The 25,934-nt window shown below is 51.8% G+C and carries 25 protein-coding genes and 1 riboswitch; of the genes, 7 read left to right on the forward strand and 18 right to left on the reverse strand.

The window, feature by feature from the left end:
• Positions 1-80: 80 nt before the first annotated feature.
• The 5 genes from moaE to moaA form a co-directional block, all read right to left on the reverse strand.
• Positions 81-533 carry a molybdopterin synthase catalytic subunit MoaE gene (gene moaE, locus LG381_RS19185; protein ID WP_032225002.1) on the reverse strand — a complete coding sequence of 151 codons (453 nt, stop codon included), beginning with the start codon at positions 531-533 and terminating at the stop codon, positions 81-83.
• A 1-nt stretch (position 534) separates the two neighbouring features.
• Positions 535-780: a molybdopterin synthase sulfur carrier subunit gene (moaD, locus tag LG381_RS19190; RefSeq protein WP_032225001.1), complete on the reverse strand. Its 246-nt coding sequence runs from the start codon at positions 778-780 to the stop codon at positions 535-537.
• The gene (gene moaC, locus LG381_RS19195; protein ID WP_000080885.1) at positions 773-1,258 is read right to left on the reverse strand and encodes a cyclic pyranopterin monophosphate synthase MoaC; all 486 of its coding nucleotides are present in this window, start codon (positions 1,256-1,258) and stop codon (positions 773-775) included. Before moaC ends, moaD begins: the two co-directional genes overlap by 8 nt.
• A 2-nt stretch (positions 1,259-1,260) precedes the next feature.
• Entirely contained in the window at positions 1,261-1,773 is a 513-nt protein-coding gene (moaB, locus tag LG381_RS19200) for a molybdenum cofactor biosynthesis protein B (RefSeq protein WP_000084634.1), read from the reverse strand.
• Between the two features lie 21 nt (positions 1,774-1,794).
• The gene (moaA, locus tag LG381_RS19205) at positions 1,795-2,784 is read right to left on the reverse strand and encodes a GTP 3',8-cyclase MoaA (RefSeq protein WP_001295301.1); all 990 of its coding nucleotides are present in this window, start codon (positions 2,782-2,784) and stop codon (positions 1,795-1,797) included.
• Positions 2,772-2,916, reverse strand: a riboswitch (molybdenum cofactor riboswitch). Its footprint overlaps the gene before it by 13 nt.
• 265 nt (positions 2,917-3,181) lie before the next feature.
• Here moaA and yvcK point away from each other — a divergent pair.
• Positions 3,182-4,090: a uridine diphosphate-N-acetylglucosamine-binding protein YvcK gene (yvcK, locus tag LG381_RS19210; RefSeq protein ID WP_010347415.1), complete on the forward strand. Its 909-nt coding sequence runs from the start codon at positions 3,182-3,184 to the stop codon at positions 4,088-4,090.
• Positions 4,091-4,301: 211 nt separating this feature from the next.
• Here yvcK and uvrB read toward each other — a convergent pair whose 3' ends face one another.
• The 5 genes from uvrB to bioB form a co-directional block, all read right to left on the reverse strand.
• Positions 4,302-6,323: an excinuclease ABC subunit UvrB gene (gene uvrB, locus LG381_RS19215; protein ID WP_000042546.1), complete on the reverse strand. Its 2,022-nt coding sequence runs from the start codon at positions 6,321-6,323 to the stop codon at positions 4,302-4,304.
• A 573-nt stretch (positions 6,324-6,896) separates the two neighbouring features.
• Positions 6,897-7,577: a dethiobiotin synthase gene (gene bioD / locus LG381_RS19220; RefSeq protein ID WP_225762787.1), complete on the reverse strand. Its 681-nt coding sequence runs from the start codon at positions 7,575-7,577 to the stop codon at positions 6,897-6,899.
• Positions 7,570-8,325, reverse strand: coding sequence for a malonyl-ACP O-methyltransferase BioC (gene bioC / locus LG381_RS19225; protein WP_085460539.1), 756 nt, complete (start codon positions 8,323-8,325; stop codon positions 7,570-7,572). Before bioC ends, bioD begins: the two co-directional genes overlap by 8 nt.
• Complete coding sequence (gene bioF / locus LG381_RS19230; RefSeq protein ID WP_225762788.1) at positions 8,312-9,466, reverse strand: 8-amino-7-oxononanoate synthase; 1,155 nt, start codon at positions 9,464-9,466, stop codon at positions 8,312-8,314. Before bioF ends, bioC begins: the two co-directional genes overlap by 14 nt.
• Positions 9,463-10,503: a biotin synthase BioB gene (gene bioB, locus LG381_RS19235; RefSeq protein WP_000951210.1), complete on the reverse strand. Its 1,041-nt coding sequence runs from the start codon at positions 10,501-10,503 to the stop codon at positions 9,463-9,465. The genes bioF and bioB overlap by 4 nt, the downstream gene beginning before the upstream one ends.
• A gap of 86 nt (positions 10,504-10,589) precedes the next feature.
• Between bioB and bioA the strand changes: the two genes are divergently transcribed.
• The 3 genes from bioA (at position 10,590) to LG381_RS19250 (ending at position 13,849) form a co-directional block, all read left to right on the forward strand.
• Complete coding sequence (gene bioA, locus LG381_RS19240; protein ID WP_225762789.1) at positions 10,590-11,879, forward strand: adenosylmethionine--8-amino-7-oxononanoate transaminase; 1,290 nt, start codon at positions 10,590-10,592, stop codon at positions 11,877-11,879.
• Positions 11,880-11,937: 58 nt separating this feature from the next.
• On the forward strand, positions 11,938-12,414 hold the full coding sequence (locus tag LG381_RS19245; RefSeq protein WP_000767387.1) for a kinase inhibitor: 477 nt from the start codon (positions 11,938-11,940) through the stop codon (positions 12,412-12,414).
• Positions 12,415-12,565: 151 nt separating this feature from the next.
• On the forward strand, positions 12,566-13,849 hold the full coding sequence (locus tag LG381_RS19250) for a putative acyl-CoA thioester hydrolase (protein WP_001091551.1): 1,284 nt from the start codon (positions 12,566-12,568) through the stop codon (positions 13,847-13,849).
• Positions 13,850-13,988: 139 nt separating this feature from the next.
• Here LG381_RS19250 and LG381_RS19255 read toward each other — a convergent pair whose 3' ends face one another.
• The 3 genes from LG381_RS19255 to LG381_RS19265 all read right to left on the reverse strand — a co-directional run bounded on the left by LG381_RS19255 (position 13,989) and on the right by LG381_RS19265 (position 18,994).
• Positions 13,989-16,250: a hydratase gene (locus tag LG381_RS19255; protein WP_225762790.1), complete on the reverse strand. Its 2,262-nt coding sequence runs from the start codon at positions 16,248-16,250 to the stop codon at positions 13,989-13,991.
• Between the two features lie 182 nt (positions 16,251-16,432).
• Complete coding sequence (locus LG381_RS19260; RefSeq protein WP_001036486.1) at positions 16,433-17,866, reverse strand: anion permease; 1,434 nt, start codon at positions 17,864-17,866, stop codon at positions 16,433-16,435.
• Between the two features lie 75 nt (positions 17,867-17,941).
• Positions 17,942-18,994: a 4-oxalomesaconate tautomerase gene (locus tag LG381_RS19265; protein ID WP_225762791.1), complete on the reverse strand. Its 1,053-nt coding sequence runs from the start codon at positions 18,992-18,994 to the stop codon at positions 17,942-17,944.
• Between the two features lie 184 nt (positions 18,995-19,178).
• Between LG381_RS19265 and LG381_RS19270 the strand changes: the two genes are divergently transcribed.
• Positions 19,179-20,132: a LysR family transcriptional regulator gene (locus LG381_RS19270; protein ID WP_225762792.1), complete on the forward strand. Its 954-nt coding sequence runs from the start codon at positions 19,179-19,181 to the stop codon at positions 20,130-20,132.
• A 40-nt stretch (positions 20,133-20,172) separates the two neighbouring features.
• Here LG381_RS19270 and pgl read toward each other — a convergent pair whose 3' ends face one another.
• On the reverse strand, positions 20,173-21,168 hold the full coding sequence (pgl, locus tag LG381_RS19275; protein ID WP_225762793.1) for a 6-phosphogluconolactonase: 996 nt from the start codon (positions 21,166-21,168) through the stop codon (positions 20,173-20,175).
• A 154-nt stretch (positions 21,169-21,322) separates the two neighbouring features.
• On the opposite strand from pgl, the gene ybhA reads away from it, so the two are divergent.
• On the forward strand, positions 21,323-22,141 hold the full coding sequence (gene ybhA / locus LG381_RS19280) for a bifunctional pyridoxal phosphate/fructose-1,6-bisphosphate phosphatase (protein WP_010347396.1): 819 nt from the start codon (positions 21,323-21,325) through the stop codon (positions 22,139-22,141).
• Here the strand turns inward: ybhA and modC are convergent, their stop codons facing one another.
• The 4 genes from modC to acrZ form a co-directional block, all read right to left on the reverse strand.
• Positions 22,142-23,200: a molybdenum ABC transporter ATP-binding protein ModC gene (gene modC / locus LG381_RS19285; RefSeq protein WP_032224988.1), complete on the reverse strand. Its 1,059-nt coding sequence runs from the start codon at positions 23,198-23,200 to the stop codon at positions 22,142-22,144.
• Between the two features lie 2 nt (positions 23,201-23,202).
• Complete coding sequence (modB, locus tag LG381_RS19290) at positions 23,203-23,892, reverse strand: molybdate ABC transporter permease subunit (RefSeq protein WP_000604034.1); 690 nt, start codon at positions 23,890-23,892, stop codon at positions 23,203-23,205.
• Positions 23,892-24,665 (reverse strand): molybdate ABC transporter substrate-binding protein, encoded by a 774-nt coding sequence (gene modA, locus LG381_RS19295; protein WP_000113010.1) that lies wholly within the window; start codon positions 24,663-24,665, stop codon positions 23,892-23,894. The genes modB and modA overlap by 1 nt, the downstream gene beginning before the upstream one ends.
• A gap of 166 nt (positions 24,666-24,831) precedes the next feature.
• A complete protein-coding gene (gene acrZ, locus LG381_RS19300; RefSeq protein ID WP_000891515.1) occupies positions 24,832-24,981 on the reverse strand; it encodes a multidrug efflux pump accessory protein AcrZ in 150 nt (49 codons plus the stop codon).
• Positions 24,982-25,109: 128 nt separating this feature from the next.
• Between acrZ and modE the strand changes: the two genes are divergently transcribed.
• On the forward strand, positions 25,110-25,898 hold the full coding sequence (gene modE, locus LG381_RS19305) for a molybdenum-dependent transcriptional regulator (RefSeq protein ID WP_225762794.1): 789 nt from the start codon (positions 25,110-25,112) through the stop codon (positions 25,896-25,898).
• Positions 25,899-25,934: the final 36 nt, after the last annotated feature.

A 25,934-nucleotide genomic window follows, 5' to 3' on the forward strand; every position in this document is an offset into this window, starting at 1 on the left:
GTGCATCGACGCAGCGTAAACGCATGTACTGAGCGGTGAAATTGCCGGACGCAGCGGTGCCTTATCCGGCCAACAAAAAACTACCAGCGTTTCGCCGCCTGCTGATCGCTCTCCCGAGCTTCGACCCAGCGATCACCTTCCGGCGTGGCTTCGCGCTTCCAGAACGGTGCGCGGGTTTTGAGATAGTCCATAATAAACTGCCCGGCTTCAAACGCGCTGCTACGATGCGCGCTGGTGACCCCGACAAATACGATTTCATCGCCCGGCCATAATTCGCCAATGCGATGAATCACCGTGACTCTCCCCAGCGACCAGCGGTTACGCGCCTCATCCACGATTTCCGCCAGTGCTTTTTCCGTCATCCCCGGATAGTGTTCGAGGGTTAATGCTTTGACGCTGTCGCCCAGATTATGGTTGCGCACCTTACCGGTAAACGTGACCACTGCACCATCTTCGTCACGCTCAGCCAGCCACGGGTACTCTTCCCCAACGCTAAAAGGCTGAGGTCCGACAACAATTTTGGTTTCTGCCATCTTAACCTCCGGTTACCGGCGGGAAGAAAGCAACTTCGTCGCCGTCAGTCAGCGGATGGTCAAAACTCACCAGCGTCTGGTTGACAGCAGCCAGCAATTTGCCATCTTCCAGCGCCAGCGCCCAGCGATCGCTCTGCGCTGCCAGGTGTTGGCGTAATGCTTCTACGGTTGAGAAATCCGCAGCCACTTCGGTTGCATCCGTTCCTACCAACTCGCGCACCTGAGCGAAAAAAAGAACTTTAATCATCCGCTTCCACCTTAAAATCACCCGACTTGCCGCCGCTCTTCGCCAGCAAACGTACCGGACCAATCACCATATCTTTTTGCACCGCTTTGCACATGTCATAAATGGTCAGCGCCGCCACGGAGGCTGCGGTTAATGCTTCCATTTCGACACCCGTTTTCCCTGTCAGGCGGCAAAGCGTTTCAATTCGTACCCGATTATGTTCCGGCTCAGCCTGTAAATTGACTTCAACTTTGCTGAGCATCAGCGGATGACAAAGCGGGATCAGATCCCAGGTGCGTTTTGCCGCCTGAATACCGGCAATGCGCGCAGTGGCAAATACGTCGCCTTTGTGATGGCGACCATCAATGATCATCGCCAGCGTCTCACTGCGCATGGTGACAAAGGCTTCGGCGCGCGCTTCACGCACAGTTTCCGCTTTGGCGGAGACATCCACCATGTGCGCTTCGCCAGCGGCGTTGATATGGGTCAGTTGCGACATACTTATTTCTTCAAATGTGGATGGAAATTGCACGGACGCGTACGGGCATCCAGCTGCGGGGCGATGATATTTTCCCAGGCGGTGCGGCACGCTTTAGTCGAGCCGGGCATCGCGAAAATCAGCGTTTTGTTAGCAACACCCGCCACCGCACGAGATTGCAGGGTTGCGGTGCCAATCTCTTCGAACGACAGCATACGGAACACTTCGCCGAAGCCTTCGACTTCACGATCGAACAGCGGCAACAGTGCTTCTGGCGCCTGATCGCCTTCTGTCAGGCCAGTACCACCTGTAATCAGCACCACTTGTACATCGTCGCTGGCGATCCACGCAGATACCTGAGCGCGAATGGCGTAGCGGTTTTCTTTGACAATGGCTTTATCGACAACGTGATGGCCTGCTTCCTGCGCCGAGTCGCGCAGATAGTGACCGGAGGTATCGTCTTCTTCACCGCGACGATTAGAAACCGTAAGAATAGCAATACGGGTCGGGATAAATTCAGTGCTTACCTGACTCATCTGATCTCTCCTTTTGACGTTTTAACCGCCAATGTACGATAAGTTTTGCGTAATACCGGTGTTGTTTTGATGCAGGAAATGGGTCTGTTTTTTCTCCCGCAGCGCCGCCGAAATACGCGCTTCCAGCGCCTGTTGCTGGGTATCGTCTTCCAGCAGATCGCGCAGGTTAACGCCGCCTTCACCAAACAGGCAGAGATGGAGTTTACCAATGGAGGAGACGCGCAGGCGGTTGCAGGTGGCGCAGAAGTCTTTTTCATACGGCATGATAAGGCCGATCTCTCCGGCGTAATCCGGATGACAAAAGACTTGTGCGGGGCCGTCGCTGCGTTGACGAAGCTGATGGATCCAGCCGCGACGCAGCAGCTCGTCACGCAGAACCTGACCAGAAATATGGTGCTTGCGGAAGAGTTCGCTGCCCTCGCCCGTTTCCATCAGTTCGATAAAACGCAGCTGAATGGGGCGATGCTGGATCCAGTTCAGAAAGGTGTCGAGTTGATGATGATTGACATCCCGCATCAGCACGGTATTGACTTTAACCTTCTCAAACCCGGCTTCAAATGCAGCATCGATGCCTGCCATTACCTGGTTGAATTTATCCTGCCCGGTAATGGCGTGAAACTGACGGGCGTCGAGGCTATCAACGCTGACGTTAATGCCCGTCAGGCCTGCATCGCGCCAGTTCGCGACATCGCGTTCCAGGCGATAACCATTGGTGGTGACCGCAATCTGGCGAATAGCGTCGTTTTCCCGCACAGCGGCGATGATATCGGTAAAGTCGCGACGTAAAGACGGCTCGCCGCCTGTCAGACGCACTTTTTCGGTGCCCAGACTGGCGAAGGCGCGAGTAACCCGACGAATTTCATCGACGGTCAGGAAGCCTTTATTAGTGACGCCGCTCGGCTTGTAGCCATCCGGCAGGCAGTAGGTGCAACGAAAGTTACACACATCGGTAATCGACAGGCGCAAGTAGTAAAACTTACGCGCAAATGCATCAGTCAGTTGTGAAGCCATGTACACCTTTCCAGATACGGGAGGCGAAGTCATTTCTTCCTTCGCCCTGGTGGCAATCTTTATGAGCATTGTCACGGCCAAAGCACCGTATCAGTTGACCCAGGTGCAGAGGCTAGAGTGTTTAGTGGTTATGCCGATACTAGCGTGTAAATGAGATTTTTACCATTCACACTTTCCGCTATGTAATCATGTATATAGCGTCATGATCGTGCTATTTCCCTACAGAATAAGGGAAAATGATGGTTTTACTTTGATGTACATCATCAGCAATGCAGTGCGTATATCGTCCTTTAGAGGTAGAAAACAATTATTTGTATCCTCAATTTTGGCGGGTTAATTGCTGTTTCCCTGTCAGTTGCGCTACTGTAGCGCGGATAATCTGACTTCAGGAATTTATATGCGCAATCGTACGCTGGCTGACCTTGATCGTGTCGTTGCTCTCGGCGGAGGGCATGGACTGGGACGCGTTCTCTCATCACTTTCGTCTTTGGGTTCTCGTTTAACGGGCATTGTGACCACCACCGATAACGGTGGTTCAACAGGGCGTATTCGCCGCTCAGAAGGCGGTATTGCCTGGGGCGATATGCGCAACTGTCTTAATCAGTTAATTACAGAACCCAGCGTCGCTTCCGCGATGTTTGAATATCGTTTTGGCGGTAATGGCGAGCTTTCCGGGCATAACCTTGGAAACCTGATGTTAAAGGCGCTGGACCACCTTAGCGTGCGGCCTCTGGAAGCCATCAATTTAATTCGTAATCTGCTGAAAGTGGATGCACATTTGATTCCGATGTCAGAGCATCCCGTTGATCTGATGGCGATTGACGATCAGGGGCATGAAGTTTACGGCGAGGTAAATATTGACCAGTTAACCACGCCGATTCAGGAATTACTGTTAACCCCTAATGTGCCTGCTACGCGTGAAGCTGTACATGCTATCAATGAAGCAGATCTGATTCTTATCGGGCCAGGCAGTTTTTATACCAGCCTGATGCCGATCCTGCTGCTTAAGGAAATGGCGCAGGCATTACGCCGCACGCCAGCACCGATGGTCTATATCGGCAATCTGGGACGTGAACTTAGCCTACCAGCGGCGAATCTGAAACTGGAAAATAAGCTGGCGATTATGGAGCAGTATGTCGGCAAGAAGGTTATTGATGCCGTCGTCGTTGGGCCGAAAGTGGATGTTTCTGCGGTCACCGACAGAATAGTGATTCAGGACGTACTGGAGGCCAGCGATATCCCCTATCGTCATGACCGCCAGTTGTTACATAACGCACTGGAAAAGGCGTTACAGGCGTTGGGTTAACGGAAAACCGGAAGAACATTCCGGCGTCAGATTGCAGACAAAGTGCGCGTTGTTCATGCCGGATGCGGCGTGAACGCCTTATCCGGCCTACAAATCGCGCAAATTCAATATATTGCAGAGTGCATGTAGGCCTGATAAGCGTAGCGCATCAGGCAATTTCGCGTTTCTCATCAGCCTCAAACCAGAAAAACATTCCGGCTTTTTCATCTCGTCACGAAGCCGCAATAAACAGCTCACGCAACTGATGCAACTGGTCACGAATTTGCGCCGCCTCTTCGAACTCCAGGTTTTGCGCGTGTTTCATCATCTGCCCTTCCAGTTCATGGATTTTCTGCTGCAACGCTTTTGGCGACATATCCATCGGCACATTATCCGGCTCAACAATCGCGCGCGCTTTCCCTCTGCCCTTGGCTTTGGTTTTAGCAATGTTCTGCCCCAGCGCCAGGATATCGACCACTTTCTTGTTCAGCCCTTGTGGTGTAATGCCATGCTCTTCGTTGTACTTCTGCTGTTTCTCGCGGCGACGTTCGGTTTCGCCAATCGCTTTCGCCATTGACGGGGTTATCTTATCGCCGTAGAGAATCGCTTTACCGTTAACGTTACGTGCCGCACGACCAATGGTCTGGATCAACGAACGTTCAGAACGCAGGAAGCCCTCTTTGTCGGCGTCGAGGATCGCCACCAGCGACACTTCCGGCATATCCAGACCTTCGCGCAGTAAGTTGATGCCAACCAGCACATCGAACTCGCCCAGACGCAAGTCGCGGATGATTTCCATACGTTCAACGGTATCAATGTCGGAGTGAAGATAACGCACGCGCTCGCCGTGTTCTTCGAGATATTCGGTGAGGTCTTCCGCCATCCGCTTGGTCAGCGTCGTCACCAGAACGCGTTCGTTAATTGCCGCTCGCTGACGAATCTCCGAAAGAAGATCATCGACCTGGGTCGCGACCGGACGCACTTCGATAATCGGATCAAGCAATCCGGTTGGACGCACCACCTGATCCACCACGTCGCCGCCAGATTTCTCCAGTTCATAGTTGCCGGGCGTCGCGGAAACATAGATGGTTTGCGGGGCTAATGCTTCGAACTCTTCAAACTTCAGCGGACGGTTATCCAGCGCAGATGGCAGACGGAAACCATACTCCACCAGCGTTTCTTTACGCGCCCGGTCGCCGCGATACATACCGCCTATCTGCGGAATGGTGACGTGTGATTCATCAACCACCAGCAGCCCATCGGCAGGCAGGTAATCAAACAGCGTCGGCGGTGGCTCGCCAGGCCCACGCCCGGAAAGAAAGCGAGAATAGTTTTCGATGCCCGAGCAATATCCCAGCTCATTCATCATCTCCAGATCAAACTGAGTACGCTGGGTCAGCCGCTGCTCTTCCAGCAACTTGTTATTTGCCAGCAGTACCTTGCGCCGATCCGCCAGTTCTTCTTTAATCTCTTCCATCGCCTGCACAATGCGCTCGCGCGGCGTAACATAGTGCGTTTTCGGGTAGATGGTATAACGCGCAATGGTCGAGATAATCTGCCCGGTTAGTGGGTCGAAAAGCGAGAGCCGTTCCACTTCTTCGTCGAACAATTCTACACGTAGCGCAACGTCGTCGGACTCTGCCGGGAAGATGTCGATCACCTCACCCCGCACGCGAAAAGTGCCGCGCTGGAATGCCTGGTCGTTGCGGGTGTATTGCAACTCCGCCAGGCGACGCAGGATCGCGCGCTGATCGATAATCATACCGACCGTGAGGTGCAGCATCATCTTGAGATATAAATCAGGATCGCCCAGACCATAAATTGCGGAAACTGACGCTACGACAATAACATCTCGCCGCTCCAGCAACGCTTTGGTTGCTGAAAGTCGCATCTGTTCGATATGTTCGTTTACTGAGGCATCTTTCTCAATAAACGTATCTGAACTCGGAACATAGGCTTCTGGCTGATAGTAATCGTAATAGGAGACGAAATACTCCACCGCGTTTTCCGGGAAGAACTCTTTCATCTCACCATATAGTTGCGCTGCCAGCGTTTTGTTGGGCGCCAGCACCATAGTTGGGCGTTGCAGGTCAGCGATGACATTAGCAATAGTGAAGGTTTTCCCCGACCCCGTCACGCCAAGCAGAGTCTGATGCGCGAGGCCATCCTCCAGCCCCTCTTTGAGGCGTCGAATCGCCTCCGGCTGATCGCCAGAAGGTTTGAACGCGGAATTCAGTTTGAATGGTTTACTCATGAGTTGCTACCTGAAGGAATGGGCGGGCAGGTGTGTAATTTTACTCGTCATGATTAATAATGCCAATAAATTATACTGGATAAAAAAACAGTCTCACACCACAACATTTCTGTTACGCCGTAAACTAAGGTCTAAACCGTAGGCAAAATTGACGCTGTGACGAGATAAAACTCTGGTCTGCAGGGTTATCCCCAGAGCAATGGCTTTTTTAACATTTGTCAAGATGGCTGATGACGGATTTATTGCAGGAGATAACACTTTCCTGACAGCCATTGCATTTATCTAACAGATTGAAAAATAAAAAATATTTATTTAAGCCGTCTTTAGCGCCAATTTGCGTGCAAGCCGCGTATTCTCTCGCTTACCTTACGTTTTCTAACTCTAATGCACATGGTTATCCACAGGAATAGTGGATAACTGCCTGCAGCCCCTATGTCCAGCCGCCTGGGCAATTCCCATACTAATCGTATAATGCCGGGGTAAAATTTTTTTCGCGATTTTTTTAGCATTTGGTTGGTTAAATTACGGGCGACCGAAGACGCGATCTCGCTCGCAATTCAACCAATTTTTTTGCTACTTCAGTGATGTGAGATTTATATATTTTCCGGTTAGCGCACTTTCTGGATTTTCCTGAAGCCAGGGAATTTCCCCCAGCAGCGGCGCGGGGATCATTCGGGTGAGCGTAGCCATATATTCAGCATGACGTTTGCCTGGCGGAGTGACATCGTTCGCCACCCAGCCTGCGAGAGTTAGTCCTGCCTGCTGTACTGCCTGTGCTGTCAGCATTGCATGATTGATGCAGCCCAGTTTTACCCCAACGACCAGAATCACCGGCAGTTGTTCCTGCGTTACCCAATCTGCAAACATGAAGGAATCCGAAAGCGGCGTAAACCAGCCGCCAGCACCTTCCACTAACACCCAGTCAGCCTGTTGTTCAAGCACGCGTAATCCGGCGCTCATTACCAATGATTCTATCGGCCTGCCCTCTTGCGCGCTGATGATGTGCGGCGAAGTGGGTTCTGCGAAGGTATAAGGATTTACCGTTGCGTAATCCAGCTGCAGGCTGCTGTTGCGCTGTAACGCCAGCGCGTCGCTGTTACGTAAGCCTTCCGGGGTATTTTCGCTGCCAGAGGCCACCGGTTTATAACCTGCCGTCCGATAACCTGCTGCCTTCGCGGCTTGTAAAAGTGCACAACTGGCGACAGTTTTCCCTACTTCGGTGTCCGTTCCGGTGACAAAATAACGTTTACTCACGAGCAATCACTCCCAAAAAAAGATGATACGTCAGAGGATATCGCCCCTGCTGTTGCGGCCAGGCCAGTTGCAGTTGTTGTAACTGTGAACGGGTTAATACTCGCTGATCGCGCCCTGCGTGAAGATGCGTTGCGCCAATGCCTTTCAGCGAACGCATGGCACTGAGCGCATCATCAAAGCACAGGGTGATGGGTTGAAGATGGTGTTGATAACATAAGCCTTTCAGCGCCTGTTCAATGTCAGCGGGTAGTAAAAAGTGATTAGCATGAGGCCGTTCATCTACCGCTTGCCACGCCTGATGTAATTCAGGGAGCGATCCCTGCGCCAGCGTGGTAAATGCCACCACGCCGCCGGGGCGTACTACGCGACAAAGCTCACCTAATGCCGTGGATAAATTACCGCACCACTGCACCGCGAGATTGCTCCATGCAAGATCGAACGTCGCAGTCGCTAACGGCAGGGATTCGATATCCCCCGCCAGATAATGATCTGCGGCATCCTTCTGGCGTGCCTGGGCAAGCATTGGCGGCGAGAGATCTAACGCCATCACCTGCTCGCTGCGCTCGCGCCAGTGGCGGCTCATCCAGCCAGGTCCACAGCCAGCATCCAGCACTCGGGCGTATTTGCGTTGCGGGAGCATTGCCAGCAAGGCATCGGCGCTCTGACGCTGTAACTCTGCGTGTTGCTCATACTGTGAGGCAGCCCGACCAAATGCCGCCGCAATGGCTTGTTTATTAACCGTTGCCATGCAGCACCTCCACCAGACGGTCGATATCCTGCGTTTCATGAGCTGCGGTTAAGGTCAGGCGCAGTCGCGCAGTGCCAGCGGGTACGGTTGGCGGGCGAATCGCCGTGACCCAGCAGCCTTGCTGGCGCAGTTTTTCTGCCAGTTGTAACGCACGGCTGTTGTCACCGACGATCAATGGTTGGATGGCGCTGCATGAATCCGCAAGCGTAAACGGCAAATCCTGTACTCCGGCACGAAAACGCGTAATGAGTGCTGCCAGTTTTGCGCGTCGCGCGTCACCTTCTTCACTGCGAATGACCGCCAGCGACGCACGTAATGCCTGCGCCTGAGCGGGCGGCATACTGGTGCTATAGATAAGATGGCGGGCAAATTGCAGCAGATAATCCGCCACAGTTTCAGAGCAAAGCACCGCCGCACCGCTGACACCAAATCCTTTGCCAAACGTAACAACCAGCAATTCCGGCCTCACCTGCTGTTGCCAGCAGCTACCGCGCCCCTGTTCACCGATAACACCCGTACCGTGGGCATCGTCGACCATCAACCAGCCATTGTGCTGCTGCGTCTCACGGTGGATTTCCGTCAGCGGCGCACTATCGCCGTCCATACTGAATACGCCTTCTGTCACCACCAGTCGCAACCCTGGACAGGAGGAAGCAAGCAGGCGCGCCAGATGAGCGACATCGTTATGAGCAAAACGACGAAGCTGCGCCGGACTTAAACTGGCCGCTTCCAGCAAGGAGGCGTGGCTAAGCCGGTCGGCAACGATGCGGTCATCTTTCGCCATCATCGCGGCAATGACCGCCTGATTAGCGGCAAAACCGGAGATAAACAGCAGCGCCCGCGAATAACCCAGCCACTCGGCCAGTTCTTCTTCCAGCGCCTGATGCGCCACGCTATAACCGCTGACGTGACCGGAACCGCCACTACCGACGCCAAATTGCTCCGCACCCTGCTGCCAGGCACGGATAATTTGCGGATGATGGCTTAAACCTAAGTAATCGTTACTGGAAAAGTTCAGATACTGCCGTTCGTCCGCCACCAGCCAGCGTCCGGCGCCTTGTGCCACCGGATAACGGCAACGCAGGGCATCGGCAGCACGCCGCGCATCGAGCGCCGCGTTAATCTTCTCCTGCCAGGTCATAGGGCTGCCGCGTTGTAGTATTCGTCGGTGTCCGGGGTCATCAGCGCCTGTTCCAAACGTTGCTGTTGTTCGTTATCGCCCGCCAGAACGGCGGTTTGTTGCGGATTCAGCCCCAGTTTGCGGAACAGTTGCAGGTCTTTATCTTCTTCCGGATTCGGCGTGGTCAGCAGTTTGCAACCGTAGAAAATCGAGTTTGCACCTGCCATAAAGCACATCGCCTGAGTCTGTTCGTTCATCTGCTCGCGTCCGGCAGAAAGGCGCACATAAGAGGTCGGCATCAGGATCCGCGCTACCGCAATGGTGCGAATAAAATCAAAGGCATCGACATCATCGTTATCCGCCAGCGGCGTACCTTTCACCTTCACCAGCATGTTGATTGGCACGCTTTCCGGCGGCGTCGGCAGGTTTGCCAGTTGCAGTAATAATCCGGCGCGATCTTTCACCGTTTCGCCTAAGCCCACAATGCCACCTGAGCAGACTTTGATCCCGGCATCGCGCACTTTTTCCAGCGTATCGAGGCGTTCCTGATAGGTGCGCGTGGTGATGATATTGCCGTAAAACTCCGGCGAGGTGTCGAGGTTGTGGTTGTAGTAATCCAGTCCGGCATTCGCGAGGCGCTGCGCCTGGGATTCACTTAATGTCCCCAGCGTCATACACGCCTCCAGCCCCATCGCTTTTACCCCCTGCACCATCTGCTCGAGATAGGGCATATCGCGTTCGTGCGGATTCTTCCACGCCGCGCCCATGCAGAAACGCGTCGATCCCGCCGCTTTCGCTTTGCGCGCCGACTCCAGCACCTGTTCAACTTCCATCAACCGCTCGGCTTCCAGCCCGGTTTTATAGCGCGAGCTTTGCGGGCAGTATTTGCAATCTTCCGGGCAAGCTCCGGTCTTAATTGACAGCAAAGTGCTGACCTGTACCTGACGAGGATCGAAATGCTGACGATGCACCTGCTGCGCTTCAAACAGCAGATCCAGCAACGGTTTTTCAAATAATTCTGTGACTTGCGACAATGTCCAGCGTGGGCGGTGAGCCATGGGGCTTCTCCAGAACGTGTTTTTTGTTGTTAATTCGGTGTAGACTCGTAAACCTAAATCTTTTTAATTTGGTTTACAAGTCGATTATGACAACGGACGATCTTGCCTTTGACCAACGCCATATCTGGCACCCATACACATCCATGACCTCCCCTCTGCCGGTTTATCCGGTGGCGAGCGCGGAAGGTTGCGAGCTAATTTTGTCTGACGGCAGACGCCTGGTTGACGGTATGTCGTCCTGGTGGGCGGCGATCCACGGCTACAATCACCCGCAGCTTAATGCGGCGATGAAGACGCAAATTGATGCCATGTCGCATGTGATGTTTGGCGGTATCACTCATGCGCCAGCCATTGAGCTGTGCCGCAAACTGGTGGCGATGACGCCGCAACCGCTGGAGTGCGTTTTTCTCGCGGACTCCGGTTCCGTAGCGGTGGAAGTGGCGATGAAAATGGCGTTGCAGTACTGGCAAGCCAAAGGCGAAGCGCGCCAGCGTTTTCTGACCTTCCGCAATGGTTATCATGGCGATACCTTTGGCGCGATGTCGGTGTGCGATCCGGACAACTCAATGCACAGCCTGTGGAAAGGCTATCTGCCAGAAAACTTGTTTGCTCCAGCCCCGCAAAGCCGCATGGACGGCGAATGGGATGAGCGCGATATGGTGGGCTTTGCGCGCCTGATGGCGGCGCATCGTCATGAAATCGCTGCGGTGATTATTGAGCCGATTGTCCAGGGCGCAGGCGGGATGCGCATCTACCATCCGGAATGGTTAAAACGAATCCGCAAAATGTGCGATCGTGAAGGTATCTTGCTGATTGCTGACGAAATCGCCACCGGATTTGGTCGAACCGGCAAACTGTTTGCCTGTGAACATGCAGAAATCGCGCCGGACATTTTGTGCCTCGGTAAAGCCTTAACCGGCGGCACGATGACCCTTTCCGCCACGATCACCACGCGCGAGGTTGCAGAAACCATCAGTAACGGCGAAGCCGGCTGCTTTATGCACGGGCCAACTTTTATGGGCAATCCGCTGGCCTGCGCGGCAGCGAACGCCAGCCTGGCGATTATCGAATCTGGCGAATGGCAGCAGCAGGTGGCAAAGATTGAAGCGCAACTACGCGAGCAACTGACCCCAGCCCGTGACGCCGAACTGGTTGCCGATGTGCGCGTACTGGGGGCAATTGGCGTAGTCGAAACCACTCGTCCGGTGAATATGGCAGCACTGCAAAAATTCTTTGTCGAGCAGGGTGTGTGGATACGGCCTTTTGGCAAGCTGATTTACCTGATGCCGCCCTATATTATTCGCCCGGAACAGTTGCAGCGCCTGACCGCAGCGGTAAATCGCGCCGTACTGGATGAAACATTTTTTTGCCAATAACGGGAAGTCAGCGTGAGGGTTTCTGGCTACACTTTCTGCAAACAAGAAAGGAGGGTTCATGAAACTCATCAGTAACGATCTGCGCGATGGCGATAAGCTGCCGCATCGTCATGTCTTTAACGGCATGGGTTACGATGGCGATAATATTTCGCCACATCTGGCGTGGGATGATGTTCCTGCGGGAACGAAAAGTTTTGTTGTCACCTGCTACGACCCGGATGCGCCAACCGGCTCCGGCTGGTGGCACTGGGTAGTTGTTAACTTGCCTGCCGATACCCGTGTATTGCCGCAAGGATTTGGCTCTGGTCTGGTAGCAATCCCTGATGGCGTGCTCCAGACACGCACCGATTTTGGTAAAACCGGGTACGATGGCGCAGCGCCGCCGAAAGGCGAAACTCATCGCTACATTTTTACTGTTCACGCGCTGGATGTAGAACGTATTGATGTCGATGAAGGAGCCAGCGGCGCGATGGTCGGTTTTAACGTTCATTTCCACTCTCTCGCCAGCGCATCAATTACCGCGATGTTCAGTTAAATGTTCTGTCAGATGGTGCAAGGCCATCTGACATCACTTAAAGGTATTAAAAACAACTTTTTGTCTTTTTACCTTCCCGTTTCGCTAAAGTTAGTATAAAAAAGCAGGCTTCAACGGATTCATTTTTCCATTTCAAAGCCCGGAGCAACCTGTGAACACATTTTCAGTTTCCCGTCTGGCGCTGGCACTGGCTTTTGGCGTGACGCTGACCGCCTGTAGCTCAACACCGCCCGATCAACGTCCTTCTGATCAAACCGCGCCTGGTACCTCTTCTCGCCCGATTCTGTCGGCAAAAGAAGCGCAGAATTTCGATGCTCAACACTATTTTGCGTCCCTGACACCAGGTGCTGCAGCATGGAATCCTTCCCCGATTACCCTGCCTGCGCAACCTGACTTTGTTGTCGGCCCGGCGGGTACTCAAGGTGTAACGCATACCACGATTCAGGCGGCGGTAGATGCGGCAATTATCAAGCGTACTAATAAGCGCCAGTATATTGCCGTGATGCCAGGTGAGTATGAAGGTACGGTTTATGTCCCTGCGGCACCGGGCGGAATCACTGTCTACGGCATGGGCGAAAAACCGATTGATGTGAAAATTGGACTTTCCCTTGATGGTGGCATGAGCCCTGCTGACTGGCGTCATGACGTTAACCCACGCGGCAAATATATGCCCGGTAAACCAGCGTGGTATATGTACGATAGTTGCCAGAGCAAACGCAGCAACAGCATCGGCGTTCTCTGTTCTGCGGTCTTCTGGTCACAAAACAATGGCCTGCAACTGCAAAACCTGACCATCGAAAACACTCTGGGCGATAGCGTAGATGCGGGTAACCATCCGGCGGTGGCGTTGCGTACTGATGGCGACAAAGTACAGATCAACAACGTTAACATTCTTGGTCGTCAGAATACCTTCTTTGTCACCAACAGCGGTGTGCAAAACCGTCTGGAAACGAATCGTCAGCCGCGTACTCTGGTAACTAATAGCTACATCGAAGGGGATGTGGATATCGTTTCCGGCCGTGGTGCAGTGGTGTTCGATAATACCGAATTCCGCGTGGTGAACTCACGTACTCAGCAAGAAGCGTATGTGTTCGCACCGGCTACGCTGTCCAATATTTACTACGGTTTCCTTGCCGTAAATAGCCGTTTCAATGCCTCCGGTGATGGCGTCGCACAGCTGGGCCGCTCGCTGGATGTTGATGCCAATACCAACGGTCAGGTAGTGATCCGTGATAGCGCCATCAACGAAGGCTTTAACACGGCTAAACCGTGGGCCGACGCGGTGATTTCTAATCGTCCATTTGCGGGTAATACCGGCAGCGTTGATGATAACGACGAAGTACAGCGCAATCTGAATGACACTAACTACAACCGCATGTGGGAATACAATAACCGTGGCGTGGGTAGCAAAGTGGTTGCAGAAGCAAAGAAATAAGCGTTGTTAACTATTTGCCGGATGCGGCGTAAACGCCTTATCCGGCCTACGGGTCGATGCGATTCGTAGGTCGGATAAGATGCGCCAGCATCGCATCCGACAAATGTGCCGGATGCGACCAACATTCACATGGCGCTTTTTAAATCTGACGGTTTTTATTGAAGTTAATCAAACTACCCGCCTTGATAATCTCGCGCTCTTCCGCAGTCAGATTTTCCATATACAGCGTAATTTCCGTAACCGGCGCATCTTCATGGATCACATAACCTTTGAAGGTCGTACCTGGATTATCCAGCGCCGCTTTAATGCCAGGAATATAAATGTAATCCCCCACTTCAAAGTTCGGCACTTCTGCCATTTGCAGCGGTAACATCCCCCAGTTGATGACATTAGAACGGTAACGTTTAGTCGCGTATTCCTCGGCAATATTCGCCAGACCGCCAATCACACGCTGGCAGCTCGCCGCCTGTTCACGCGCAGAACCATCACCTGGTTTGACCGCATAAACCATGCTGCCAATTTCAGTTTGCAGCGGATCAATATGTTCCTGACCAGCAATCTGTTTAATACGGGCAAATACGGATTCCAGCTCGCTGACATTCCCCGCCAGACGTTGATTTTCCAGCTCAGCAGTGGCTTTACTTCTGCCAACATAGCCTGGATCGCGGCGTGACAGGGTAAACTCCGCCAGACCAATCGGATTTGAACGATATGAAGAGGTTTCACCGGAAGGAATCAATTCGTCAGTGGTAGTCACTTCGTCGAGGATCTTCGAGCACACTTTGAGGACGATATTGTCAGTCAGCGCACCCAATTCCGGCCAGTCTTTGATGTTCGGTCCATAGATCAACGGTTGCTGGGTTGCCCCTTTCACAAAGCCCTGATAAACACGGTTTTTATACGGCGTTACATCGAAGGCGTACTCCGGCACGTTGTCCCAGCAATCAAGTTCGCTGGCAGAGGTTAAATAGCCACCGTTTGCCGCAGTCGCAGCGATAGAACGGGCGTCCATTAATGCAACCGCTGACATCTGCCCATTAGCTGGCTTAGAGCCTTCGCGGTTCGGGAAGTTACGCGTGGTGTGGCGAATACTCAAACCGTTGTTGATTGGCGTATCACCCGCCCCAAAGCATGGGCCGCAGAACGCGGTTCTGATGATTGCGCCTGCGCCAATCAAATCTGCTACCACGCCTTTTTTGGCTAAATCCATAAACACCGGCTGCGATGACGGGTAAACCGCCAGCGAGAAGGTATCATTGCCACAGGATTGACCGCGCAGCGCATTTGCTGCGGCGATAACGTTTTCATAGTTACCGCCAGAACAGCCTGCGATAATCCCCTGTTGTACTTTCAGGCGTCCATTTTCCACTTTATCCAGCAGCGAGAGTCTGGCTTTACCGTGCGCCACGCGCTCGGACTCAATTTCAATCTCACGCAGAATATCGGTCAGGTTCTGGTTCAGCGTGTCGATTTCATACACGTTGCTTGGGTGGAACGGCAGCGCAATCATTGGTTTGATGGCGCTTAAATCAACGCTGATGCAGCCATCGTAGTACGCCATCGGTTGAGGGTTAAGCTGGCAGTAATCCTGGCCGCGACCGTGCAGGGCCAGCCAGTTATGGACTTCTTCATCGGTTTGCCAGACGGAACTTAAACAGGTGGTTTCAGTGGTCATCACGTCAACGCTGTTGCGGAAATCGGTAGAGAGCGCAGCAACACCCGGCCCCACGAACTCCATCACTTTATTTTTGACGTAGCCGTTTTTGAACACCGCGCCGATGATCGCCAGCGCCACATCTTGCGGTCCCACATAAGGTGCTGGTTTTCCGGTCAAATGCACCGCAACAACGCCCGGATAGTCGATATCCCAGGTATCATTAAGCAGTTGTTTTACCAGCTCGCCGCCGCCCTCACCGACCGCCATTGTCCCTAATGCACCGTAACGGGTGTGGCTGTCTGAACCGAGGATCATTTTGCCGCCGCCTGCCATCATTTCACGCATATATTGATGGATTACAGCAATATGCGGAGGCACAAAAATACCGCCATAACGCTGCGCTGCCGATAAACCAAAAACATGGTCATCACCGTTAATGGTGCCGCCAACTGCGCACAGTGAGTTATGGCAGTTGGTCAGCACATACGGTAGCGGAAAACGTTCCATACCGGACGCTTTAGCGGTCTGTACAATACCAACAAAGGTAATATCGTGAGAGGCTAATGAATCAAACTTAATTTTAAGTTTGTCCATATTTCCGGATGTATTATGAGAAGAGAGAATAGACCAGGCAATAGTGCCTTTTTTTGCTTCTTCTTTATTAATTTCGCCGGTGAAATGTTCTTCGGTAATTATTTCGTTATTACTGGCGAGAAACACGCCTTTTTCAGATAACTTGATCATCAAATGCTCCAGATATCTGCGCACCGTAAAGTGCGCAGAAAGATAATAAATGGATATACTCTAAATAATTCGAGTTGCAGGAAGGCGACAAGCGAGTGAATCCCCAGGAGCTTACATAAGTAAGTGACTGGGGTGAGCGAACGCAGACGCAGCACATGCAACTTGAAGTATGACGAGTATATTTACAGCATGTTCCAGCCGATCAGCATATTCCACCACCACACGCCGAGGGTGATATGCACCAGGAAGGTTAATATCGTCAGAACCGCACCGACCAGCCACCAGGACTTAATGTCGTTATAGCCAACACCGAAGATAACCGGACCAGCCGCGCCGCCATAGTGAGTGACCATGCCGCCGTAGGAGTTGGAGAACAGCAGCGCCAGCGCAGTTAACATTAACGGTGCGCCGGAGACGTTCGCCAGCATGGCAAATACCGGCAACATAGCAACGATATAGGCGCTACCAGAAGCGAAGAAATAACGCACGATGATGCTGAGGAAAATAATAACGAAGAAAGCAACGTTACCGTGACCATCAAATGCCAGGTTATTTTTAAAGACTTCAGCTAACCATTCGAAGAATTTAACTTTCGATAATAAGGAGCTTAAACCGATAATACCGCCGTACCAGATTAAGGTATTCCAGCCGCCTTTATTTTTAACCACATCTTCCCAGGTCACAATACCCAACAGCAGCATGGTTGCCATAACAACGATTGCCACAGTGGATTCATCAACCCCCAGAGACTTACTGAAAATCCAGCCCAGCAGCGCCAGCACAAAGACACCGAGCAGCATTTTTTCGCGAATTTTCATCGGCCCCAGTTCGGCAAGACCCGCTTTAGCGATAGTTTTGTTATCCACCTTCTTAATTTCTGGCGGATACATGGTGTAAATCACCAGCGGAGTGACCAGCAGCATAATGATGCCAGGCAAACCAGCGGCCAACGCCCATCCACCCCAGCTAATTTGCAGATGCAGAATGTCGTTGATCATTTTCAGCGCCAGAATGTTCCCCGCCATTGCGGTAAAGAACATATAGCTGGTGGTTTTGGTGACCATGTAAATGGACATCATCAGGTAATGTCCAACACGACGCGGGCTTTTTTCCGGTTCTGACCCCAAAGCCACCGCCACGCTGTTGATGATCGGTAACACAATGCCGCCCGCACGCGCGGTGTTAGACGGTGTTGCCGGAGCCAGTACCAGGTCGAGGAATACGGTAACGTAACCCAGACCCAAGGTGGTGCTACCAATTTTACCAATCAGCAGATAGGCGATACGTTTGCCTAAGCCGGTGGTAACAAACGCGGCGCTTAAGGTGAACGCCGAGAACACCAGCCAGGTTGTACCGGAAGAGTAACCGCTTAATACGGCGGTGGTTTTAAACGCACCATCGGATAAGTTACCCACGACGACCATTGAAGCGGCAACCGCAATTAACAGTACGACAGGTTCCGGGAATGGCTTAATAACCAGACCCACAATTGCCGCCAGGTAGATACCAAACAGTACCCACGCCAGTTCGCTTAATCCTGCCGGAGCAGGCATAAAGCCAATAATACATGGGATCGCTAATATCAGAATTAGCTTCCATAACGATTTCTTATTCATTTAAAATCCTGTTCTTTCTGTATGACTCATACAGAAGTCCTTTATTGATTGTCCTTATCCTGACAACGAATTTTTTCAGGGAAGATAAACTTCACCGGAAAATATTTTTCTGGTCGTCCGAATAACAGATGCACGTAACGTCGTGGCATCCTGACCTTCATTGCTTAAATGAACGTCAAGCGCACCACTGGGGTGTTCAATATTGATATTGCCGTATCCTACAGAAGGGACGATTTGTCGGGTGACGGTGCCTTCCAGCGCACAGCTACTGGAAATGGCAATAGCACCAGTTATCGCCAGCGCGCGATGGCAAGAATGCGGCATAAAATAACGCACATTAATTGCCCCACCTTTCTGTGCTGGAGAAATAAGTACAGGTTTAGGGATAACCATATTACTGACATCGCCTAAGCCCATTGCTTTACCCGCTTGTAGACGGATAGATTCAATGCGGGCTAATAATGCTTTGTCGGCATCCAGTTCCGCTGGTAATTCATAGCCTGTTTTTCCCAGATATTCAGCTGGAATAATAACGACTGGCATCGCCATATCGATACAAGTCACCGGGACATCGTCAAAATAATCAATTTGTTTATCTGTCGGGAAGACTTTTCCGGTTTTCGTTCCTGCTGCATTCAGAAAAGTGAGCGCGACCGGCGCGGCTGTCCCTGGTACACCATCAATTCTGGCGCTACCCTCATACTCGACGACACCGTTTGGCGTTTGAACATCGGCTTCGATGAACGTGCCTGTATTGACGTTACGGATACGCACGCGGGTGACCGGTGATGTCGCTGCAATCAAACCATTTTCAATGGCGAATGCCCCAACACCAGACAACATATTGCCGCAGTTAGGTGTGGTATCGACACGTTGCTCATGGACGATTACCTGCGCAAACAAATAATCGACATCAGCACGCGGATCGCTGGAACGGCTAATAATGGCGACTTTACTGGTCAGCGGATTACCGCCGCCGATACCGTCAATTTCCAGATCATTACCGGAACCCATAATTGCCATCAATATTTTATCGCGCTGCGTTTGATCTTCGGGTAAATGTTCCGCTAACAGGAACGCGCCCCTCGAGGTTCCACCTCGCATCATCACGCAGGGTATTTTTTTCATAATAATGCCCTCAATTTAAAAACATAACTTATTGCGATATGGTTACATTAAGGGCAAAGCATCTCTAATGACTTTAGCTTCACGATTAATAACATTTTTTCATTAATTTAAGTGATTAAAAGGCAGTTAAACTGGTTTAACTGCAAATCACTAAAAAGCACCGCTTCCATTTTCCGGAGTAATAATGAAGCATGAGTTATCAAGTATGAAAGCATTTGTCACGCTGGCAGAGTCCAGTTCATTTAACAATGCTGCTAAATTACTTAATATTACGCAACCTGCATTAACGCGCAGAATAAAAAAGATGGAAGAGGATTTACATATTCAACTCTTTGAGCGTACAACTCGCAAGGTTACTTTAACAAAAGCGGGGAGAATGTTGCTTCCTGATGCGCGGGAATTAATAAAGAAATTCGATGAAACACTGTTTAATATTCGCGATATGAATATTTATCATCGTGGTATGGTGACATTAGCGTGTATTCCTACCGCTGTGTTTTATTTCTTGCCGTTGGCAATTGGCAAATTTAATGAGTTATATCCCAATATTAAAGTGCGAATTCTGGAACAAGGCACGAATAATTGCATGGAATCGGTGCTGTGCAACGAATCGGACTTTGGCATAAACATGAACAACATCACAAATTCATCCATCGATTTTACGCCACTGGTCAACGAGCCGTTTGTGCTGGCCTGTCGGCGTGACCACCCATTAGCCAAAAAGCAGCTGGTGGAATGGCAGGAACTGGTAGGTTACAAAATGATTGGCGTGCGCTCCTCCAGCGGCAACCGACTGCTGATTGAGCAAAAATTGTCCGACAAACCCTGGAAGCTGGACTGGTTTTACGAAGTGCGTCATCTTTCGACGTCATTAGGACTGGTGGAAGCAGGACTGGGGATTTCGGCGCTTCCTGGCCTGGCAATGCCTCATGCGCCCTATTCTTCTATTATTGGTATCCCGCTGGTGGAACCCGTTATACGTCGGACATTGGGGATTATTCGTCGCAAAGATGCCGTGCTTTCTCCGGCAGCAGAACGCTTTTTTGCCTTGCTGATTAATTTGTGGACTGATGATAAAGACAATTTATGGACCAATATCGTCGAACGCCAGAGACATGCGTTACAGGAGATGGGGTAATACCCCGGCGCAGGAAATACTGCGCCGGGTAACTCAACGGTTAGTGTGCGTTCACCACCACCCACATCGGCCCCTGCCCGACCGCATAGCGACCTTTTTCATGCAGTAGCCCCTGCTCGCCGACAATTTCGTAAACTGAGATGTGGTGAGATTTTTGCCCGGCGGCAATCAGATACTTGCCACTGTGATCAACGTTAAAGCCGCGCGGCTGGGTTTCCGTTGGCTGGAAACCTTCTTTGCTCAACACGCTGCCATCTTCCGAAACGCTGAAAACGGTAATCAGACTGGCGGTACGGTCACAAGCGTATAAATGACGACCATCCGGGGTGATATGAATATCAGCCGCCCAACGGGTGTCGGAGAAGTTTTCCGGCATCATATCCAGCGTCTGGACACATTCGATATTGCCGTGCGGATCTTTCAGTTCCCAGACATCCACTGAACTGTTTAACTCATTGACGCAATACGCATATTGTTCGTTTGGATGGAACACCATATGACGCGGGCCGGCGCCTTCAACGGTTGTCACTTCCGCCGGGTCCTGCGCCACCAGATGACCATCATCGCTGAGCGTAAACAGGCAGATGCGATCCTGCTTTAATGCCGGAACCCACAGCGTGCGGTTATCCGGTGAGATATTGGCGGAATGGCAGCCGTCCAGCCCCTCGACCACATCGACGACGCCCACTGGCAGACCATCTTCCAGTCGCGTTACGCTCACGTTACCCGCATTGTAAGAACCTACAAAGACAAACTGCCCCTGGTGATCGGTAGAAATATGCGTCGGGCTACCCGGCAGCGCCGACTCTGCGGCGAATGTCAGTGCACCATCGTCCGGGGCGATACGATACGCCAGGACGCGAAACTCAGGGCGAACGCCAACGTAGAGATAACGTTTGTCCGGGCTGACCACCATCGGCTGCACCTGCCCCGGCACATCAACAACCTGCGTCAGCGTCAGTACGCCTTCATGATTCAGGTTCCAGACGTGAATTTGCTGGCTCTCAGGGCTGGCGATATAAACTGTTTGCTTCATGAATGCTCCTTTGCATTTAGCAACTGACTGTAACAGCTAAAATTAGTCGCTTTTGGCGGTGAATGCTGAATTAAAGCGCAGAATTTTGTCCGATAGTGGTATCGGTGTACCATTCGCTCAGACGAAAATTCTTAACCTTAATCTGGAATACGCCATGACCACACGCGTGATTGCTCTCGACTTAGACGGCACCTTATTGACCCCGAAAAAGACCTTGCTTCCTTCATCGATAGAAGCCCTGGCCCGCGCTCGCGAAGCAGGCTATCAATTAATCATCGTCACAGGTCGCCATCACGTCGCTATTCATCCTTTTTATCAGGCGCTGGCGCTGGATACACCTGCTATTTGCTGTAATGGCACCTATTTGTATGATTATCATGCAAAAACCGTGCTGGAAGCCGATCCAATGCCCGTAAACAAAGCCCTGCAACTCATTGAGATGCTGAATGAACACCACATTCACGGGCTGATGTATGTGGATGATGCAATGGTGTATGAACACCCGACCGGGCATGTCATTCGTACTTCTAACTGGGCGCAAACCCTGCCACCAGAACAGCGTCCTACCTTTACCCAGGTTGCCTCACTGGCCGAGACGGCACAAGAAGTTAAGGCGGTGTGGAAGTTCGCCCTGACGCACGATGACCTGCCGCGATTGCAGCATTTTGGTAAGCATGTTGAACATGAATTGGGACTGGAGTGCGAATGGTCCTGGCACGATCAGGTTGATATTGCACGCGGCGGCAACAGCAAAGGTAGACGCCTGACGAAATGGATTGAGGCGCAAGGCTGGTCGATGGAAAATGTGATTGCGTTTGGCGATAACTTTAATGATATCAGTATGCTGGAAGCCGCCGGGACGGGTGTGGCGATGGGCAATGCCGATGACGCAGTAAAAGCCCGCGCCAATATTGTGATTGGAGATAACACCACCGACAGCATTGCTCAGTTCATTTATAGTCACCTGATTTAATCAGGCGGTTATCGACACACTTTTAATTTGCGCGTACAGCCACAGGCCTGGTCTGATTGCCAGTTCATCCCTCGCCCACGGGCTAATACGCGCCCACAGCGTTTTACCACCGACTTCCAGTTCGACCTCAACCTGGCCGTTGTCGTCATAGCTATTGACCACTTTTGCGCGCAACACGTTACGAATGCTGGTTTGCTGCGGAGGCTGTAAAACCAGCGAGACATCGGAAGCCTGAATGCGGATACGTAGCGCAGCTTGCAGCGGCGCGTCCAGCTTATTGACCCACAAATGCTGATCGCCCAGCGCCAGCGCGGTCATTGCGTAATGCGGGTGATGTTCCAGTATCGACACTTTCAGAATGCTGCTTTGTTGCTCTTTCGGCAGCCACGGATTCATCACGCTGCTGCCCCATACCTCTTCCAGAGCGCCAAAGGCTTTTACCTGACCGTTTTCCAGCACCATCACTCTGTCTGCCAGATGGAGGATCTCATCCAGAGAATGGCTGACATACAACATCGGAATGTTGATTTCCCGCGTCAGACGTTGCAGATAAGGCAACAGTTCGCGTTTACGCGGAATATCCAGTGACGCCAGCGGTTCATCCAGCAACAGCAATTCCGGTGCTGTCAGCAAAGCCCGCCCAATCGCCACACGCTGTTTTTCGCCTCCGGACAGGCTGCCCGGTAAACGGTCAAGCAACGGTTCAATGCCTAAAAGCGCCACCAGCTTATCGAACTGATCGACCATGCTTTTCGCCATGCCGTAGCGCAGATTGCCACGCACTTTGTAATGCGGAAACAGCCGCGCATCCTGAAACACATATCCAACACGACGCTTTTCTGGCGTCAGGCAGATACCTTTTTCGGCATCATTTAGTACCCGACCATTGAGGACAATCCGCCCTTTTTGCGGACGCGTCAGTCCACTGATGGCGTTAATCAGCGAGGTTTTTCCGGCACCGGAGACGCCAAAGATAGCAGTGATGCCGTTGGCGGGCAGCGTTTCATTAATGGTCAGGCAATGGTTGCCCAACGTCTGGGAAAAATTCAGTTCCAGCATGATTAGCGCCCCGCCCGCTCACGGCTGATTCTGGCCAGCCATTCTGAAATCAACAGAGAGATCATCGCCAGCGCAATAGAGATGATGCAAAGTCTCGCCGCACCGCTTTCCCCGCCAGGAGTCTGGATCAGGGTATACATGGCTGAAGGAATGGTTCGCGTTTCACCAGGAATGTTAGAAACAAAGGTGATAGTTGCACCAAACTCACCGAGCGAACGAGCGAAAGCCAGCACCGTACCGACAATAATTCCCGGCAAGGTCAGCGGTAACGTGATGGTAAAGAAAACGCGCCAGCGCCCGGCACCCAGTGTTCTTGCGGCCTGTTCCAGTTTGACATCAACCCCTTCCAGCGCCAGACGAATTGCCCGCACCATCAGCGGAAAAGACATGACGGCGGCAGCGAGAACCGCACCGCGCCAGCTAAAGGCGAAGGTAATGCCAAACCAGTCATACAGGCGTTCACCGATAAATCCGCGCCGTCCCATAGAGACTAACAGCAAGTAACCAACGACCACGGGCGGTAACACCAGCGGTAGATGCAGTACGCTGTCGAGCAGAGCTTTGCCCGGAAACGTGCAACGCACCAGTAACCAGGCAAAAAAGATCCCAAACGGCAGGCTAAACAGCACAGCCAGGGAAGAAACTTTCAGGCTTAGTAAAACCGCCTGCCATTCTGGATCGGTCAGTATCATTACTTAGTTGTAAATCCGTAACGTTTAAAGATTTCCGCAGCCTGCGGTCCCTTCAGATAATCATAAAATGCTTTCACTGCCGCATTGTTATGCCCTTCAACAACAGCAACCGGATATTCCACTTTTTTATGTGAATCTTCCGGGAAGGTGGCAACCACTTTTACCCCTTTGCTGGCAACTGCGTCAGAACCGTAAACAATGCCCAGCGGAGCTTCATTACGTTCGACCAGCGCCAGCGCCCCACGAACATCTTCCGCCGGAGCCAGTTTCGGGGAGAGCGTATCCCATGCGCCCAGTTTTTGCAGTGCTTCTTTCGCATAAATGCCAGCGGGGACATGTTCCGGATCGCCAACCGCCAGGCGACCGCCATTCAGCAGCGAAGTCCAGTTGGTTTTACTGTCGATAGTGAAATCTTTCTGTGCACTGGTTTTCGGTGCTACAACGACCAGACTATTGCCGAGCAATGTCTGGCGCGTGGCAGTATCGATCGCTTTTTTATCAACCGCATAATCCATCCATTTCTGATCGGCAGAAATAAACAGATCCGCAGGCGCACCCGCTTCAATCTGACGAGCCAGGGTAGAAGACGAGGCGAAAGAAGAAACGACGTCCACGCCTTTCTCTTTTTTATATTGCGTAGCGATGTCCTGCATTGCGTTGGTCAGTGATGCTGCCGCAAAAACTGTAATCTTCCCTTCGTCTGCCAGCGCATTGCCTGCAAGAGTTAAAGAGAGCGCCGCTCCGGCAAACAAGTTCAACCATTTACGAGCCATTGGTAACCCCTTCATGTAACGTTATGTAGGCAACAATATAACGACTGATTCAGAATTTTCCCAGCAGTTATTGTTAACCTTTGAGAGGTAGCTAGAAAAAATATCGGCAGGAAAAGCAGGAAGTTGAGAAAAAAGAAAATGCCCGACTAAGCGGGCATTCAGGGAATCAATGATTTTGTCCGGGCTGGTCTTTTTTACCAACACCAGAAAAGATGTTGAATACTTCACCAAGACCGTAAATCAGACCCAGGATGATGGCCATCACGACAGGTACCATGATTACGGCGAATACCAGACTTTTTAATAACTCTAACATGGTCAACTCCAGATATAGTCCTGTCACTATTCTAACCGCTAAGCACAGAAAAGCACTCCCCTTTTGTGCGGTCAGCTTTGCGTGGCGTTCGTTTTCCGTCACAATAAGACTTTTGCCAGGACATTGTTATGCAGGCCGAAATCCTTCTCACCCTTAAGCTTCAACAAAAGCTCTTTGCCGACCCACGCCGCATTTCGCTACTAAAACACATTGCCCTTTCCGGTTCTATCAGCCAGGGGGCGAAAGATGCCGGTATCAGCTATAAAAGTGCCTGGGATGCCATTAACGAGATGAATCAGTTAAGTGAGCATATTCTGGTTGAGCGTGCAACAGGCGGTAAAGGTGGCGGCGGCGCAGTCCTGACCCGCTATGGTCAGCGGCTGATTCAGCTCTATGACCTCCTGGCGCAGATCCAGCAAAAAGCCTTTGATGTATTAAGTGACGACGACGCCCTGCCGCTGAACAGCCTGCTGGCAGCTATCTCACGTTTTTCACTGCAGACCAGCGCCCGTAACCAGTGGTTCGGCACCATCACCGCCCGCGATCATGATGACGTTCAACAGCATGTTGATGTCTTACTGGCTGATAGTAAAACACGATTAAAAGTCGCGATTACCGCGCAAAGCGGCGCGCGTCTGGGTCTGGATGAAGGCAAAGAAGTATTGATACTGCTGAAAGCGCCGTGGGTAGGTATTACTCAGGACAAGGCGGTCGCACAAAACGCCGACAACCAATTGCCGGGCATTATTAGTCATATTGAGCGCGGCGCGGAGCAGTGCGAAGTATTAATGGCGCTACCCGACGGGCAAACCCTGTGCGCTACGGTGCCGTTAAATGAAGCAGCTTCTCTTGAGCAAGGGCAGAATGTCACGGCCTACTTTAATGCCGATAGCGTGATTATCGCCACGCTGTGCTAAGCGTGTTGACAATTTGTTATGAAACACGTATCCCTG

Origin of the sequence: Escherichia sp. Marseille-Q3837 (genome assembly GCF_916618735.1) — a bacterium.
GTDB lineage: Bacteria > Pseudomonadota > Gammaproteobacteria > Enterobacterales > Enterobacteriaceae > Escherichia > Escherichia ruysiae.